This is a genomic window from Leptospira wolbachii serovar Codice str. CDC, from assembly GCF_000332515.2.
GTDB lineage: Bacteria > Spirochaetota > Leptospiria > Leptospirales > Leptospiraceae > Leptospira_A > Leptospira_A wolbachii.
Genome location: NZ_AOGZ02000014.1, coordinates 1,300,027 through 1,315,420, shown reverse-complemented (window position 1 = coordinate 1,315,420; position 15,394 = coordinate 1,300,027). Strand labels below are relative to the sequence as shown.

Below are 15,394 nucleotides of genomic sequence, written 5' to 3'. Positions count from 1 at the left end.
GTTTATCCTAAGTTTCGTAGCGATACAAGCCAATATTAAAGAACCAAACCGTTGACAGGATGTTAATCCATGGTTTTCCTTTCTGATATGGCTTTGTTTTTGGATTTGGACAATACCCTTTTACCCTCGAAACCAGCATATAAGTATGCTTTAACCGAATGTGCTAAGGATTGGGAGAATCGAAAGTTAGGTGGTGATTTTTTATCCTTATACGAATCTGCCAGAACAAAAGTAAAAAACCAACTTGTAGGCCATAGTTCGAACCGGCTGCGACTTTTGTGTTTTAAATTGATGTTGGATGAGTCTTTGTCTTCGGGATTCCAAACCAAAGACATTATTGATGTTTTGTGGATGGAAGAAAGATATCATTTCCATTTTCTTTCTTATCTAAAAAATGAATCTAAGAAAGAAAATTACCAAACCAAACTTTTTCCAAAACTTCTGGCTCTTTCAAATAAGTTCCCTATTTTTCTAACGACCAACGAAACCTTACGAACGCAATTATTAAAAGTATCTTCCTTTTTGCCAGATCACTTTCGTTTTACTCTTATCACTTCGGAAGAGGTGGGGCATGAAAAACCCACAACGGAGTTTTTTTCATATCTTTTGGAACTTGCCAAAGAAAATCCCGAGGATTGTATTTTACTTGGGGACAATTGGGACGACGATGTGCTCGGTGCGAATCGTCATGGAATTGCTAGTGTACATGTTCCCGAAATGTGGGATGAGGGTCGCGAAGTGAATGAATATCCTTTTGAATCTTCGGCACCAATTTGGAAGGCACCGAATACTGTGGCAGCTTTGGACTTTGCCGAGTTATGGCTTTCGAAGCGTCAGAAATAAAGTATTATTCCAATTGATGGTTCCAAAACTCAAACCAAAGATGATTTTGGTAAGGCAATAATAACCTAACTTAAAATATACGGCAAGTTTACTTTTGCTACCTGATACAGAAAGGATGGGCATAAGTACTTTGTATTTTGGATCTGTAAATCCACATTGTTTTCCTAACTCTGCCAATGTTTTCATTTTGTAGTTGTTTACATGGTCTTTGGCTTCTAAGTAATGAACCCCTTCTTGCATCCCTTTTAGTTTCACCTTCAAATTGGCTTTGGCAAGTTGGATGGGGAAGTTAGGAGTTTGTAAAAATAGAATCCCACCTGGTTTAAGGAGTCCATGTAAATAAGTGAGTAGGGAATGGGGTTTCGGAATGTGTTCGATCACGTCCCACAAAGTGATGATATCAAAACTTTCTTTGGGTAGTTTGGAGTCTTGCACAAGACCTGCATGTACAGTTTTCATTCCATTTTGTTCGTTGGCAAATTTGACAGCTTGTTTGGAAATCTCATACCCCACAGCAGACCAACCAGTTTTTTTAGTAAGTACTGCCTTTACAAAAAAACCCAGTCCACATCCTACATCGAGAAGGTTCCCTTTGTCTGATTTTAAGTAAGTAGAAATAAAATCGGAATACACTGCGCGGTGAGCATCATCCCACCATTTTAAATCGTAAGTCTGTTCTGCCCCGTCCCAATAACCTTCGTAATGTTCTTCTTGTTCATAAGAGGAATAGACATGACCACAATTTTTACATTCCAAAATGGGGGTTCCATTTTCATTGAATACGGTTTTGGACTCGGAAGATTGGCAAAGGATACAAGATTTCATGGTCTATGAGTCAGTCTAATCGATGAGAACAAGGGTCAAACCAAAAACCTTGATCTGACTTGCCAACATCCATGGCAAAAAAAACATGGGGTGAGATAAGAGAGGAACCGATGAAAATCAACTTCACCAAAATGGAAGGAATTGGAAATGACTATGTGTATATCGACGCAACGAAAAACGATATTCGCCTGAGTCCCGAACAAATCCAAAAACTATCCGACCGGAATTTTGGAATTGGTGGTGATGGGGTGATTTTTATCCGTAACTCAAAAACGGGTGAGTTCCAAATGGACATGTACAACTCGGATGGAAGTTCCTCTGAGATGTGTGGGAATGGAGTTCGTTGTGTTGGAAAGTTTGTGTTTGACCATGGACTTACCAAAAATCATAAACCCACCATTGAAACTGGGAAAGGTGTCCTCACCCTCGACTTAAAAACGGGAAACAATGGCAAGGTGGAAATGGTCACCGTTGATATGGGAGAACCTATCTTAAAACCATCTCTTGTTCCAATCGTTTGGCCTGGTGACGAAGCAGTCATCAACCAAGTGATCGAAGTCCAAGGAAAACAATATCATTTTACAGCTGTTAGTATGGGAAATCCCCATTGTGTGATTTATGTGGATGATGCCGATGCCTTCCCTGTCAGAGAAATCGGATCACTCATTGAAAACCATCCCTTATTCCCAAGAAGGGTGAATGTAGAATTTGTTTCTGTCAGAGGCAAAGACCATCTCTACCAAAGGACTTGGGAGAGAGGCGCTGGAGAGACCTTAGCTTGTGGGACAGGGGCTTGTGCGGTGACTGTGGCATCCATCCTCAATGGAAAAACAGGTCGGTCCGTACAAATTGATCTACGCGGCGGAACTCTTCATGTTGAATGGAAAGAAAATGGATCTGTGATGATGACGGGACCTGCCAAAGAAGTGTTTTCGGGAGAAGTGGAGATTTAGTAGATTATTTTTTTAAATAATCTACTTTTTGTAATTCACCCATTCTACGTTTGGTTTCGTTCGAAACTTCCACCATACCCTTGTCAAGCGGTAGGTGGGCGTAGTTCTCATACTTAATCACTTCCCCAAACACTACATTGATTTTTTTGTAAACCACACGACGTTTGATATCACAAACTTCTTTTGGCATACCCATAAAGGCACGAACCAGAGGAGGTATGGGATAGTCTGTGACTGTTTCTTCATCGGGAATGATTACAGTAGGTAGGATATCAACTTTGTTACGAAGACTAAAGGCCGCAAATCCGGAATGGAAGTTGGCAAGTGGGGCAGAGAAATCGTTTTGCACCATATAGTCATGGCCTTCTGGAAAAATTCCGAGCACATCTCCATTCTTAAAGACCTGCTGTACCTTTTTGATACTGGCCATAGAGATATTTCCATCAATGGCCATAGGAATGGTTCCTGTCTTTTCGACTAAGTCTTTGAAAAGGGGGATACGCGTTGTATACTCCGCGGCAATCCAGGAAATAAACCTGGGGAAAACTGTACCTATGACAAAGGGATCCATATCGCTTCTGTGGTTGCAGGTAAGGATGAGTTTGCCATTGGGAACAATGTTATGGTAACCGTAGACAGTTGTGTTTACAGCCAAATTAAAGAACGGAGTGACAAACTTTTTGATGTTCTCAACGTTCTTTTTGACTTGGTCTACGGTGTTTTCCATATCATTCTCCTAAGATTTTTTGCCACCAAGATTTGGCAGTCGGATCCGAGTTCGGATTTCGCAGTTCGGAACCTGTTCCACCGCTACCATGAGACTCTCCTGGATCAGAAGTAAGTAGGTTTTCTCTACGTTTTTTCCCCAGATGAGGGCTTGGAACGGTTCTTTTAATCTCTTCCAACTCTTTTTGGGCGGCGGCATTGGATTTTAAAAATGCACGGATTTCATCCCATTGGGGATCAAAATCATTTCCGTACATGGCATAATTCATAAGATCAATACGATCAAAATCGGGCATGTTCAAGATTGAAAGTGATGCCCCGACAAATTCAATCCAATTTTTATTCGAGCACTCCAGAATGGGGGAGGGCCGTTCCGAAAATAATAAAGTGAGAGATAGAATCGAGTCCAAGAGACATAAGATCAAAAAAACAAACCAGAACACATCCCTTTTGCCTCAGAATGTTGTACCCTTCCCCGTACTCCCCAATAAGGAGAAAATTTTGCATCTCTGTGAAGATTTGTTTTGCGAACCGGGTAACGAAAGGGAAGCATAGAAATGATGCCAAAACGAATTCTCCTATTAGCTTTATTTTTCCTAATTTTTCAGAACTCCATGTGTTTGAAACTTTGGACCGTATCTTCCAAATACCGGACTACAGAAGATGCCAGAGACCATAAATCCTACCAGAAGACCCGCAGTTATCTGAAGGCCAAACAATGGTTGGAGTACAAGTTGGATCCGGAGCTTTCTAAAATCGAATCAGAAAACCAAGAAACAGGAGAACTCCGAGGCATTGGCCTCATTAAATGTTACGTTCCCTATGGAATTGGGGAAGTGGATGCCAATGAACATGAATTTGAATATGTGATCAAGGTGCAAGAAGGGCATGCAGAGATGCAAATCAACAAAATCTTTTCCTTCATTCGGGATCCGAATGACATTATTTTGAACTATGGACCTAAAAATGAAAAGGTAGCCAAAATTACCATTCGGTCCTGCTTTCGACCGCTAATGGATGATTTTTTTGAATTTATAAAATAGAAGAAAAGAGACTAATAACCAAGCGGGTTTCCCACGGTGGAACCCGTGGAACCGTAGGTGTTTGTGCCTGTAGGTGAGTCAGTAAGCCCGTAGTGGTTTAAATTATTCGAGTTACCACTGTTAGTGGACGACCTAGAAGAAGAATCTGAAGATCCTGATTGGGAAGAACCATTTTGAGTTCCATCTCCTTCCAAAAGATCCAAAATATCTTGTCTGTTGACCAACTTGATTTCGTTACACGAAACGAGTAATAGGCAAAACGATAAAATACCAAGGAGATTCTTCATTCCTTTTCCATTCTGGACATTTTTTGGATGGAGTTCAACCATTTTATTCTGCAGCAGTATAGGAATAAATCCTCTCTTTGGACTCTCTTCCTTTTAGTTCGTATTCTCCTTCGGATTGGAGTTTGGATCGAATGGATTCCGGTAAAAGAACGGAAGTGTTTTCTGTGAGGAGTAGGTTTTTCTTTAGTCCCTTACAAAGTCCTTCCACTCGTGAGGCTGTATTGACCGTATCACCAATTACTGTAAATTCCATTCGATTGGCAGAACCGATGTTTCCCACAAGAAGGCTCCCTGTATGGATTCCAATTCCCATTTTGAGTTCCGTAAGGCCCTCTGATAAAAACTGAGCATTTAATGAATCTAAGTTTTTTTGCATTTGGAGGGCTGTTGCAAACGCACGTTCGGCGTGGTCTGCCATGGGCATGGGAGTTCCAAATACGGCAAGGATTGCATCCCCAATGAATTTGTTGATAAACCCTCCGTGGATTTCGATGGCATTACTCATTTCTTGGAAATAACGATTGAGAATGTACAATACTTCTTCGGGTTTTCTTTTTTCCGAAAGTTTTGTAAAGTCTCGTAGGTCAGAAAAAAGAATGGAAGCATCTACAACTTTTCCACCTAGACTATGTTCGTTGGATAATAGATAATCGCGGACTCTTGGATCAACAATCCGACCAAACGTATCTTTGATCCTTTCTCTTTCCGCAAGGCCTTCGGCCATTTCATTCACCGCATCACCAAGAAGGCCCAATTCATCAGAACTGAATATTTTGACCCTGGTATCGAACTTTTGTTCTTTGATGAGTTCTGTCGCTTTTTCGATTTGGTTCAATGGGTGTTGTAAGCTGGATGCAAAAGACATAGCAAAGGCAAAGGAAAAAACGAGCATAATAGCAATCACTTCAAACAAAACATCGTTATGAACCAATTCGTGAAGATTCAGAATGTTTTGGTTGGTTCGGAGCAGTAGACCAAAGATTAAAAGCACAATCGGAAAGAGTGTGGATGCTGACCAAAAGATAAACTGTTTGGTAACGATGGAAAATTGTTTTCCATGAGCATACTTTCCAAGACCCCCTTCCGGAAATACACAAGGAATGATGAGGAGTTTGTTTAAGTAAGTAGTTGTGGCATACGAAAAAGCAAAGGCAAACAGACCCCAAAACCCAAATAAAATAGAAACGGTAACAATGCTTTGGTGGGGTGCGTTAGGAAACAATGTATCGATACGGCAAACACTTAGAAAATTGGAGAGTTCCCAACCAATAAATCCTAATATACTAATGGTTAGCGGTGAATGAACAATTCGATGACGAGCTCTTTCTTCGGAGATAAAGTTGCAACCTTTGGAAGAAAAAAGAAATTTTGCAATGGGTAGGCTATAAAAAAACAAAATGAGAGTGATGATGGGAAAGGGAGCCCAAGTAAATATAGCTAATGTTCGGTCGTTTTTGATTTGAGTCGCTTCGAATAATCCTAAGAACTGATCTGGTAAAAAAGCAGAGGCCGTATAGTTGGCAAAGAGAAGCGTGAATAAACAGGCACAAAAGGGAACTATAAAGTAAATTAATAAAAATGCGATGAATTGGAGTGTGCGGCCTGGTTTCATATAGATAAGGTTCCTTGTACCTTGGTTCTCTTTGTATTACGTTTCAATAAGATTCTTTGGACTTGGATGTGTTTTTCATCACTTAATGGAAAAAATAGAAAGAGAATAGAACCTAAAATAAAAAAGAATCCCACGCCAGGACCAAAGATCATCGCAAGACGAAATCCCACCTCTTGTGATTGGGTGGTAGTGCCGTTTTGGAATCCAATGGCATCGAGTAAAAAACCGGTAAGCGCAATTCCAAAAGCTTGTGAAAACTTAACTCCCATCTTCCAAATTCCGAAATACAAACCTTCTCTTTTTTCTCCAGTTTTGAATTCATCATAGTCCACAACATCGGTAAGGATAGAGTCCATGATGAGGATGGAGCCGGCACAGATCCCACCTACGAAAGCTGCAATGAGAGGAGGGCGTAATTCTCCGTAAGGGAAGAGAGGGTAAACAATAACGGTCAGAAGGCCAAGTCCAAATACTCCTAAAAAGGCTGGGATCTTTTTCCCAATTTTTTTGGCGATCCAAACCCAGAATCCTATAGAAAGGATAAGGACGAGAAAAAATGGCAAGAGGATGTTGATGACCACAAGTGATTCTTTGAGACCCAACCTATATTCATAATAATAGAGGGCAATTGCTGAATTAAATGTCCTTCCAATTGTAGCAATGATAAAGGCAAAAAGTAAAATAAGAAACATTTTGTTTTTTAATACAGATACAAATGCAGTAAGGAAGGGAATCCTTTGTTTTGTGTGATTTCTCATATTGTCTTTTCCCCTGGTCACAAGAAAGGTAGTGATAGAGGAAAACAAAATTACAAGGGATACAATTTCTCCGGCTATGGTTCTGGATGTTATGATATTATCTTTGGAAGATTCATCACCTAAAGATTGTAAAATGGCAGCAGGTACAATCATTCCAATCAGCATTCCAATATTGCTAAAGAATAATCTCCATCCAAAGATAGATGTCCTTTCGTTTCTTTCAAAACTAAGTTCGCCACCTAGAGCAATATGAGGAACAGAGATGATAGTCATTGCAGTATTTACGAAAAGATACACAGTCAAAAGATAAGCGAACTTGCCGAGTTGTGTAGTCAAGTGTGGAGGTGAGAAGAGGAGTAATACCGCAAGGGAGAGTAAAACCCCGCCAAGAAGAATGTAGGGCCTTCTACGACCCCATTTTGTATGCGTATGGTCAGAAATCCTACCCATAAGTGGATCGCTTACTGCATCCCATAGGACCGATATGGATAAGGCAATCCCGGCCAAACTAGAATTGAGTCCCACGATTTCTGTATAATATTTTAGTAGATAAATTTGTGTAAAAAGTTGAACGGCCGTTATACCAGTTTCTGCCGATCCATATCCCATTTTGATTGGGAGCTTAAGTTTTGTTTGGTTCATTCATGGACTCAAGTATTGGACGGAAGGAACCCCAATTCTGGAGGAAGAAATTTTCGATCTTTTCGGAAATAGATTTTTAGATTACTGCTTTGTCTTGGGCAAATAACCGATTCGGATCAAAGAAATATCATCAATAACTTGCCCCGAGGATTCGATGAGTTTTGTGATGGCGAGTAAGTTGCCTTGTGTGGATTCAACGAGAGCCAAAAAAAACTGTTCATCTGAATTCACTTCTGGTTTCCCCATAGCATCTAAACGTAACAAATCGTCCTTTCCATCCGATCCTATAATGATTACATCTTCCGATTGGAGTTGGAATTCCATTATATTTTGGATGGGCATAGCGCCTAAAGTTCCTAGTTTTCTGTAGGAAACATCTGCCTGAAGATATTCTGCTTTTCCCTTCCTATACAAAACTATGGGCGGATGTTCGGCATTCAAAAAAAATAACCTTCCCGTATCTTCTTCCAAAAGACCCATGGTGAGAGAAACAAGCATAGTTCCATCAAATGCCTCAAAGATCAAATGCATCTCTTGGAGATTTGTTTTTAACCAGTCTGCTGGGCTGATCATTTGGTATCTTGGATCTGTTTTTGTTCTTTGAACAATGGACTGAAATACGGCTCCAAATACTAATGCGCCACCAGCTCCTTGCATGGACTTACCCATAGCATCAGCATTCGCAAAAAGTAGAAACTTTCTATTTTGTAAAACTATAGAATGGGAAATGTTGATATCGCCGCCAATATCGTACCTTCTATTTTTGTATTCGAATACTTTTTTCTGTCGAACTAAATGATCCACTTCCAACTGGGTACTTTCCACGTCTTTGATTGCAAGTGGATTTAGCAATTGATAGGTGAGGTAATAATCGCCATCCTGTTGGATTTTTAGGTTGCTGATGTCTTGTAAGGATTGATTTAATTCATTTGTTCTTAAAGTTACTTTTTCTTCTAATCCTTCGTTTAGGTTTCTAATTTCTTCATACATTCCTTTCAATTTTGTAATCACCGAGTTGAGATAAAACGCTTGTTTGGCGAAATCGTCACTGGATTTAGGAGTGACAACTACATCAAAATTTCCTTTGGCCAGTTCTCCTAAGGATCTGCTGGTTTCGTTTAGTCCTTCATTTACTGACTTAGCCACTACATAAGAACATACTACCAGGGGAATGATGAAAATAAATGATACAGTGACAATGGGAATCATTGGATCTTTTACAGCGATTTCTCCCATAGCAAGCGAATAGAGAATATAAGAAAAGATAACAAAGGGAAGGGCCGCCAAACTAAAAAAAGCTACAAGTATCCGAGAAAAATAGTTAAACTTGGGAATGTCCTTTTCCTGTAGTTCTATATTTTTGATTTGGGGAAGATCGAAAAGACGACGAATGGAATTTTCGGAAATAAAATAATAGGTTACAAAAGATATTGGTGCAATCATCGCAAAGGTAAAGATTGCAGATCGAACTACCGATGGCATATAGGCCACCAAATAAAAAAACAAAAGACTGATAGGTATCACACCAGATAACCAGCGTATAACGATTAGAATGGCTTCGACTAGGGGGTAACGGAAAAGAAGTATTTTAACAGATCTTGCATATTCGAATTCCTCTTTAGATAATGAAGAGACTCCAAAAGACGGAACTGGGATTCTCTCAATTTTTGCGTATAGGTATTTTAAGAGGAGGTGGCGAATAAATGTTCCAAGCAGACCAATGCCGGTAGCAAAAAAAACACAAAGGGCAATGAAGATCCGCCAATGCTCTGGTTCCATTTTCTGAGTGATGATAGCATAGTATACAGCAAAGGGGACTGGTACTGTGTGCGTGAACGCTTCGAGTTTAAGGGTAAGATCCCAGAAAAGAGTTTCTCGTTTCGCGTTGTCACCTGATCCTACCTTTCTGCCTTTCTCCATAGACTGGAGGACCAATCCATAAAAGTCAAGTCGAAGGGATGGATTTTTAGATAAACTTGTGTATGGTCTGTTATTTCAAAGTTGTCATTTCTTTTGATTGAAATTTGTTTATCAATGGATTGTTAGAAATTTTTTAGCTTAACTACAGAATACAGATGGCGCGTTCATTCTGAACTATAATTTATCACTTAATCAATGTTATGTTGATCTGGTTTAAAATAGAAAGTCATTTTCGATTTAAGGCCTTCAAAAAAGAACAATGTTAACTTGCCGTCTATTGTTTGGAAATTGGAAAATCCTAAATTCTGTATTTGGATTGCCTATCTTCTAAATAGTACTTGGACGGCAAAATGCGCTAGAATACAAAGAAATCATGCGCAAGAATCTGCCCATTACTGATACAGAAATCGAATTCCAAGAAGGAACCAAGATCACTTCCAAAACAGATCTAAAAGGGATCATCACCTATGTGAATGAGGATTTTTTGCGCGTCAGTGGGTATACGGAAGAAGAACTAATTGGACAACCGCACAACCTGATCCGCCACCCCAATATGCCAATTGCTGCGTTCCAAGATTTATGGGATACAATTAAGGCCCAAAATTCTTGGGTGGGTGTTGTGAAGAACCGTTGTAAAAACGGAGATTACTACTGGGTTGATGCAAATGTTTCCCCTATCTATGAAGATGGAAAACATATTGGCTATATGTCGGTACGGACCAAAGCCACGAAAGACCAAATCCATAATGCCGAAACATTGTATGGTAAAATGAATTCTGGAACTTGGAAACCCAAGACAAATGTTGGAATCATCGCTACTTTATCTTCCCAAACTATTTTTCTTATACAAACAATTGTAAGTGGAACTCTCTTGATTTTATTTTCGCAAAAAACAAATTCTGGTTTGGTTTTTCTTTCTAATCCTATGGTATCTATATTAGGATTTCTTTTGTTTTCCCTCGTGACAACCATTGGATATTTCAAGATCAGAAAAAACAAAAAATCATTCTTAAAGGTAAAGGAATACCTTGAGAATTTATACAATGGTCTCCTGAAGTTTGACGTGGTTTTAGAAAATGGAGGGGATTATGCAGAGATCCTTTCATTGATTAAAAAAACTCAATTTGAATTTAGAGGAATGATTTCTCAATTAATTGGGAATGCTGAAATTGTAAAAACTCAAATCAAAGCCCTCACTTATGCAGTGGAACATATTCATGTCGCATTTCAAGAGTTATCCAAGGCAATGTTTTCTTTGGCAGATTCGAGTATTGTCACTCGTGAAAGTTCAGATTGTATTTTCCAAGAAATGGATTCCTTAAACCAACTAATCTGTAATATACGAAATGAATCTAATACAGTACAATCGGAATCCACGGAAGCATACGAATTTTCCTTAGTAGGAAAAAACCGTTCCGATAAAGCAATGACTCAGTTTCTAAAAGCGAAGAGTCAAATTTTTAAAACTTCTGAAACCATTAAAGATTTAGGTGAGAAAACAAAGGCCATCAGGAAAATCACAGAAACCATCACTGCCATTTCTGAAAAAACAAACTTACTTTCGTTAAATGCATCCATTGAGTCGGCAAGGGCAGGTGATGCAGGAAAAGGATTTGCTGTGGTTGCTGGGGAAGTGGGAAAACTTGCCGAACAATCTAATAAATCGGCAAAAGAAATATCTTCCTTCATTACCGAACTTACTGCAAAGATTTTGCAAACAGTTGCAGATATCCAAGAAGGTCTAACTGAAGTAGAAGTGGGTTCTCTCGAATTTGAAACGGTTCAAGTCGAGATGGATAAAATCTTAAAGAATGCAGAAGAAACTAAAATTAGTGCGGAGAAGATCAATGGCTCCACAGAAGGGACGGAGTCCATGTCTGGAAGTGTTCTCGGAAATATGGAAAAGATCCAAACCCAACTCATCAATACCTCTGCCATTGTGGAGGAGTTGTCTGCCGCTGCCAACGAACAAAAACAAACCGTCGCCGCCATTGAAGAGTCCATTACGAACTTAGCCCAAGTGGCCGATCGACTGGATTCTGTGGCCTTCCGATTTCAATTTTAATGATGTACAAGCACAATTCAGGATAAGGAAATGACAAACGCAAAACCAAAAATGAGTTTCCATGTAGAAACCTCAAGAGTTGATTCACATTCGAGTGTATCTTTATGTAAGTCGGCAGAGATTGTCTTAGATACGGATATGGCGGGAAATCCCAATGCGTTTAACCCTGCCGAGTTATTACTCTCTGCACTTTCGGCCTGTATCATTAAAGGCGTGGAAAGAGTGACACCCATCCTTCATTTTCAGTTGAAAGGAATCCAAGTCATCGTAGATGGGGTTCGTCAGGATGTTCCTCCCAAAATGGAATCCATCCGGTACCAAATCATTGTGGATACAGAGGAATCAGATGAGCGCCTGCACCTGTTACATGAAAATATAAAAAAATATGGAACTGTGTTTAACACCATTGCCCCAGGGACCGATTTGGCTGGTGAAATTCGCAGAAAATAAAAAACCTGAAGTGGGAACTTCAGGTTTTTTATCTTAAAATCAATTTATGTTTTGATAGAGAATGTTTATCAATCTTTGAATTTTAGTCTTCTGAATTCCAACCCACAGAATAAATCACTGCGGTGACTGTTGTAAAGATTGTATAATAAGCCACCCATACCCAAACAAGGACAGGGGGAGCAAAGTTTGTTAGAGATAGTGTCCACAGCATTGGCGAGACAAATCCAATGATAGAAACTAAAATTCCCACTAAAAATCCACCTACAAGACCTTCCGGGAGAGACTCTTTGATTAAGGAATACAAAACTCCAAAGGATAAGGTAAATACCAAATCGCTGAACACAGGAGCTAACCAAAAAACATCGGTTATGGGAACAAAGATTCCTTTGAAGTTTGGATCAAAGTAGAACTTTGAAAAAAACAACATCCTGAGTGGAATGGAAACCGCTTCCCAAAACGAAAAGGCCAGAAGGAACCGGACTAAAATCCGATTCCATTTTTCTGTATTCAGCGAACTCAAAATCTACTTACCTAAGATGAACACGAAGTTCGTAGTCGCAGAACCACCGATGTTGAGCATCAGGCCATTTTTAGCACCTTTTACTTGGTAGTCCCCTGCCGTGTTTGTCACTTGTTTGTAGAGGTCGAGCATCATACGAACCCCGGACGCACCTACTGGGTGACCCACACCGATCAGTCCACCGGATGGATTGATCGGTTTTTTACCACCAAAGTCAATCGTTCCGTCTTCGATCGCGATATGTTCTTTTCCTGGTTCAGAAATTCCAAACGCAGAGATAGCAGCATACTCAGAAGAAGTGAAACAGTCATGTGTTTCAAACACATCAATGTTTTTTACATCTAAGTCAGCACGTTTGTAAGCATCTTTTACTGTTTGGCGAGTCCATGGAAGGATGTATTTGTCCCCAACGGATTCTAGTTTTTTTGCTTCAAAAGTAATTGGTGCCACACGGTGTCCCCAACCTTTGATGCGAGGGATATCGTCGAACTTGCGGCCTGTTTTTTTTGCGTATTCTTTTGCATAACCTTTGGAAGCAAGGAGAGTCACTGCAGCACCGTCTGTTACTTGGGAACAGTCAGTGATACAAAGTCTTCCACCCACAGCCATATTGTTATCTCCACCGCGAGCCATTGCATGTTCTTTATTCATGAACCATGTGCGAGTTTGTGCTTTCGGGTTACGTTTTGCGTTAGCGTAGTTGATACGAGAAATTTCAGCAAGAGCATCCATAAAACGTTCTTCTTTGAGTTCGTAACGTTCCAAGATAACGTCTGCTAGTTTTCCAAAAAGTTTTGGGAAAGGAAATTGAACTCCTTTCGCTTCTTTTTCATAGTAAGCAGCAGTTCCGAGAAAGTCTCCACCCACAGAAGAAGAAACTGTTTTCATCACTTCCACACCAAGAACGATCGCTAGATCGTAATCTTCAGCACGGATATGTGTAATGGCAGCATCAAGGGCAACGGAACCAGAAGCACAAGCAGCTTCGTAACGAGCACCAGGAACACCAAAAAGAGCAGGGTTTACTTCTGTAAGGAAAGCACCTAAGTGGCCTTGGTTGGCATACTGTTCTGCATCGAAGTTACCAACAAAAACAGCCACTTTGTTTTCTTTATTCAATCGTTTGATTTCATCGTAGCTGATGCCAACTTTTTCAAGAGCATCATCTAATACTTCACGCATCATGGACATGAAGGTTTTTCCTTCTTTGGTCCAGTTGCGTTGGAAGTCGGTTTGTTCCCCACCTAGTACAAATACTTTTTCACTCATATAATACTCCTAATTAACCTTTGAAGAGGGACCTTGCATCCAGTTTCTCACCGAGTTCGTAAAACTTTTTGCCTTCTTTTGCATCTTTTAAAAGTTTGGGAACTGGTATCTTAGACGCTTCCATCAGCTTAATTGTTTCTTTGGGGCCACCAAGGAAATCCACGAAAGCAGACGCTGGAACCCAGTTAAAACCGAAACCCATCGCACCGTCAGTGTTTTCTTTTGTATCCACAACTTCACCAACGAGTGAAAGCGAATAACTGATGTAACGTGAAATGAAATAACGAGCAATGTCTGCTTCGAAACCACTTGCAGTTTTTACTACATCCATTGCGGCTTTGTAGTTAGACTCTTTGATTTTTTGGCGAGCTTCTTTGATAAAAGGAATATCAAATTTTGGATACGGATCGTACTCACCAGTTTTGATATTATAAACAAATTTCTCACGTTTTCCGTCAGCGTGTTTTACCACTTTAGTGAGACCACCGCCACTTTTCATACCGAGTTTACCAGCATCGATTAACTTTTGGAAGTAACCAGGAAGTTTGAATGTTTCGTGTGCTTCGTCTTTTGTATTTTCGTAGATATTGTCTACGATGGCTTTGTGAACATCAAGTCCCACGAAGTCAGCAGTTGCCAGAGGTCCCATAGCGCGACCTGTGTAACCAGACATGATTTCGTCGAGAAGTGCGATTCCACCTTTGTCAGCATACTTTTCTGCAAAGTGAGCCACTTCGTTCATCAACTGAAACCCAATGCGGTTTCCAGCAAAGGCAGGAGTGTCGTTTGTATAAACAACAGCACGGCCTAAAACTTTGTCTAGGTATTCACCTAACGCTTGTGTAACTTTTTTATCGTTTCCAGAGTGAGTGACTAGTTCACAAAGGATCATTTTATAAGGAGGGTTGAAAAAATGCGTTCCGTAGTAATGTTTTTGGCCATCTTCATCGTAGGCTTTTGCCAAACGACCGATGGAAAGACCAGAAGACACTGTGGACACGATGGTTCCGGGACGACGAGCCTTCGCAATACGAATATTGATCGGTTCTTTGACTTCGTAACTTTCCGCCACGAGTTCGAATACCCAATCTGACTCTGCGACAGCTTTTTCCAGATCCGCATCGTAGGAACCAGGGATCATTCTAGCGCGAATAGTATCCGTTTTTACGGATGCGACAGCGGCTTCGATACCCTGTTTTGCTTTTTCAACATCTCTAGCGAGCATATAGACTTTAGCACCACCGAAGGCGGCAATGACGCCTGCACTTCCAGAGCCCATGGCTCCATTGGCACCTAAAATCGTGACAGTTTTGATTTCTCTCATGAAGGAATTTCCGAATCTAATTTTTACTTACCGTTCTAGAAAGCCAAGGTGACAGGAAAATCGTTTTTTTTTGTCAGATTTGTTACAAAAGAGGGTCGGAGGGGTGGGGGGTGTGGATATTGTACTCCCCGCCCGATTTGAGGGTGGGGAACTAGAC

At 40.3% G+C, this 15,394-nt stretch carries 15 protein-coding genes; 5 read left to right on the top strand and 10 right to left on the bottom strand.

All coding sequences use genetic code 11. The features are described 5' to 3' along the window. Positions 1–69 precede the first annotated feature (69 nt). Positions 70–843 (top strand): HAD family hydrolase, encoded by a 774-nt coding sequence (locus tag LEP1GSC195_RS11555; protein WP_015682740.1) that lies wholly within the window; start codon positions 70–72, stop codon positions 841–843. Here the strand turns inward: LEP1GSC195_RS11555 and LEP1GSC195_RS11550 are convergent. Continuing rightward, complete coding sequence (locus tag LEP1GSC195_RS11550) at positions 817–1,668, bottom strand: class I SAM-dependent methyltransferase (RefSeq protein WP_015680912.1); 852 nt, start codon at positions 1,666–1,668, stop codon at positions 817–819. The genes LEP1GSC195_RS11555 and LEP1GSC195_RS11550 overlap by 27 nt on opposite strands. 110 nt (positions 1,669–1,778) lie before the next feature. Here LEP1GSC195_RS11550 and dapF point away from each other — a divergent pair, with 110 nt between their 5' ends. Further along, positions 1,779–2,621 carry a diaminopimelate epimerase gene (gene dapF / locus LEP1GSC195_RS11545; protein WP_040507112.1) on the top strand — a complete coding sequence of 281 codons (843 nt, stop codon included), beginning with the start codon at positions 1,779–1,781 and terminating at the stop codon, positions 2,619–2,621. Between the two features lie 4 nt (positions 2,622–2,625). Here the strand turns inward: dapF and LEP1GSC195_RS11540 are convergent, their stop codons facing one another. Then, complete coding sequence (locus LEP1GSC195_RS11540; RefSeq protein WP_015681413.1) at positions 2,626–3,348, bottom strand: lysophospholipid acyltransferase family protein; 723 nt, start codon at positions 3,346–3,348, stop codon at positions 2,626–2,628. A gap of 1 nt (position 3,349) precedes the next feature. Continuing rightward, positions 3,350–3,643, bottom strand: a complete 294-nt coding sequence (locus LEP1GSC195_RS11535; protein WP_015681043.1) for a hypothetical protein — start codon at positions 3,641–3,643, stop codon at positions 3,350–3,352. 261 nt (positions 3,644–3,904) lie between these two features. Between LEP1GSC195_RS11535 and LEP1GSC195_RS11525 the strand changes: the two genes are divergently transcribed. Continuing rightward, a complete protein-coding gene (locus LEP1GSC195_RS11525) occupies positions 3,905–4,390 on the top strand; it encodes a DUF4468 domain-containing protein (RefSeq protein WP_015681196.1) in 486 nt (161 codons plus the stop codon). An 11-nt stretch (positions 4,391–4,401) separates the two neighbouring features. On the opposite strand, the gene LEP1GSC195_RS11520 is transcribed toward LEP1GSC195_RS11525, so the two are convergent. The 4 genes from LEP1GSC195_RS11520 to LEP1GSC195_RS11505 all read right to left on the bottom strand — a co-directional run bounded on the left by LEP1GSC195_RS11520 (position 4,402) and on the right by LEP1GSC195_RS11505 (position 9,609). Next, positions 4,402–4,677, bottom strand: coding sequence for a hypothetical protein (locus LEP1GSC195_RS11520; protein WP_232227772.1), 276 nt, complete (start codon positions 4,675–4,677; stop codon positions 4,402–4,404). Positions 4,678–4,720: 43 nt separating this feature from the next. After that, the gene (locus LEP1GSC195_RS11515) at positions 4,721–6,289 is read right to left on the bottom strand and encodes an adenylate/guanylate cyclase domain-containing protein (RefSeq protein ID WP_015682507.1); all 1,569 of its coding nucleotides are present in this window, start codon (positions 6,287–6,289) and stop codon (positions 4,721–4,723) included. Continuing rightward, on the bottom strand, positions 6,286–7,689 hold the full coding sequence (locus tag LEP1GSC195_RS11510; RefSeq protein WP_040506668.1) for an MFS transporter: 1,404 nt from the start codon (positions 7,687–7,689) through the stop codon (positions 6,286–6,288). Before LEP1GSC195_RS11510 ends, LEP1GSC195_RS11515 begins: the two co-directional genes overlap by 4 nt. Positions 7,690–7,770: 81 nt before the next feature. After that, positions 7,771–9,609: a SpoIIE family protein phosphatase gene (locus LEP1GSC195_RS11505; protein ID WP_015682415.1), complete on the bottom strand. Its 1,839-nt coding sequence runs from the start codon at positions 9,607–9,609 to the stop codon at positions 7,771–7,773. A 373-nt stretch (positions 9,610–9,982) separates the two neighbouring features. On the opposite strand from LEP1GSC195_RS11505, the gene LEP1GSC195_RS11500 reads away from it, so the two are divergent. Continuing rightward, on the top strand, positions 9,983–11,674 hold the full coding sequence (locus tag LEP1GSC195_RS11500) for a methyl-accepting chemotaxis protein (protein ID WP_015682108.1): 1,692 nt from the start codon (positions 9,983–9,985) through the stop codon (positions 11,672–11,674). Between the two features lie 30 nt (positions 11,675–11,704). Beyond that, positions 11,705–12,124, top strand: coding sequence for an OsmC family protein (locus LEP1GSC195_RS11495; RefSeq protein ID WP_015682785.1), 420 nt, complete (start codon positions 11,705–11,707; stop codon positions 12,122–12,124). An 82-nt stretch (positions 12,125–12,206) separates the two neighbouring features. On the opposite strand, the gene LEP1GSC195_RS11490 is transcribed toward LEP1GSC195_RS11495, so the two are convergent. Genes LEP1GSC195_RS11490 through LEP1GSC195_RS11480 form a run of 3 tightly spaced genes read right to left on the bottom strand, consistent with a single transcriptional unit; the run spans position 12,207 to position 15,237 of the window. After that, positions 12,207–12,644: a hypothetical protein gene (locus LEP1GSC195_RS11490; RefSeq protein WP_015682091.1), complete on the bottom strand. Its 438-nt coding sequence runs from the start codon at positions 12,642–12,644 to the stop codon at positions 12,207–12,209. A gap of 3 nt (positions 12,645–12,647) precedes the next feature. Then, the gene (locus LEP1GSC195_RS11485; RefSeq protein WP_015681437.1) at positions 12,648–13,913 is read right to left on the bottom strand and encodes an acetyl-CoA acetyltransferase; all 1,266 of its coding nucleotides are present in this window, start codon (positions 13,911–13,913) and stop codon (positions 12,648–12,650) included. Between the two features lie 13 nt (positions 13,914–13,926). Continuing rightward, positions 13,927–15,237, bottom strand: a complete 1,311-nt coding sequence (locus tag LEP1GSC195_RS11480; RefSeq protein ID WP_015680841.1) for a 3-hydroxyacyl-CoA dehydrogenase NAD-binding domain-containing protein — start codon at positions 15,235–15,237, stop codon at positions 13,927–13,929. Positions 15,238–15,394: the final 157 nt, after the last annotated feature.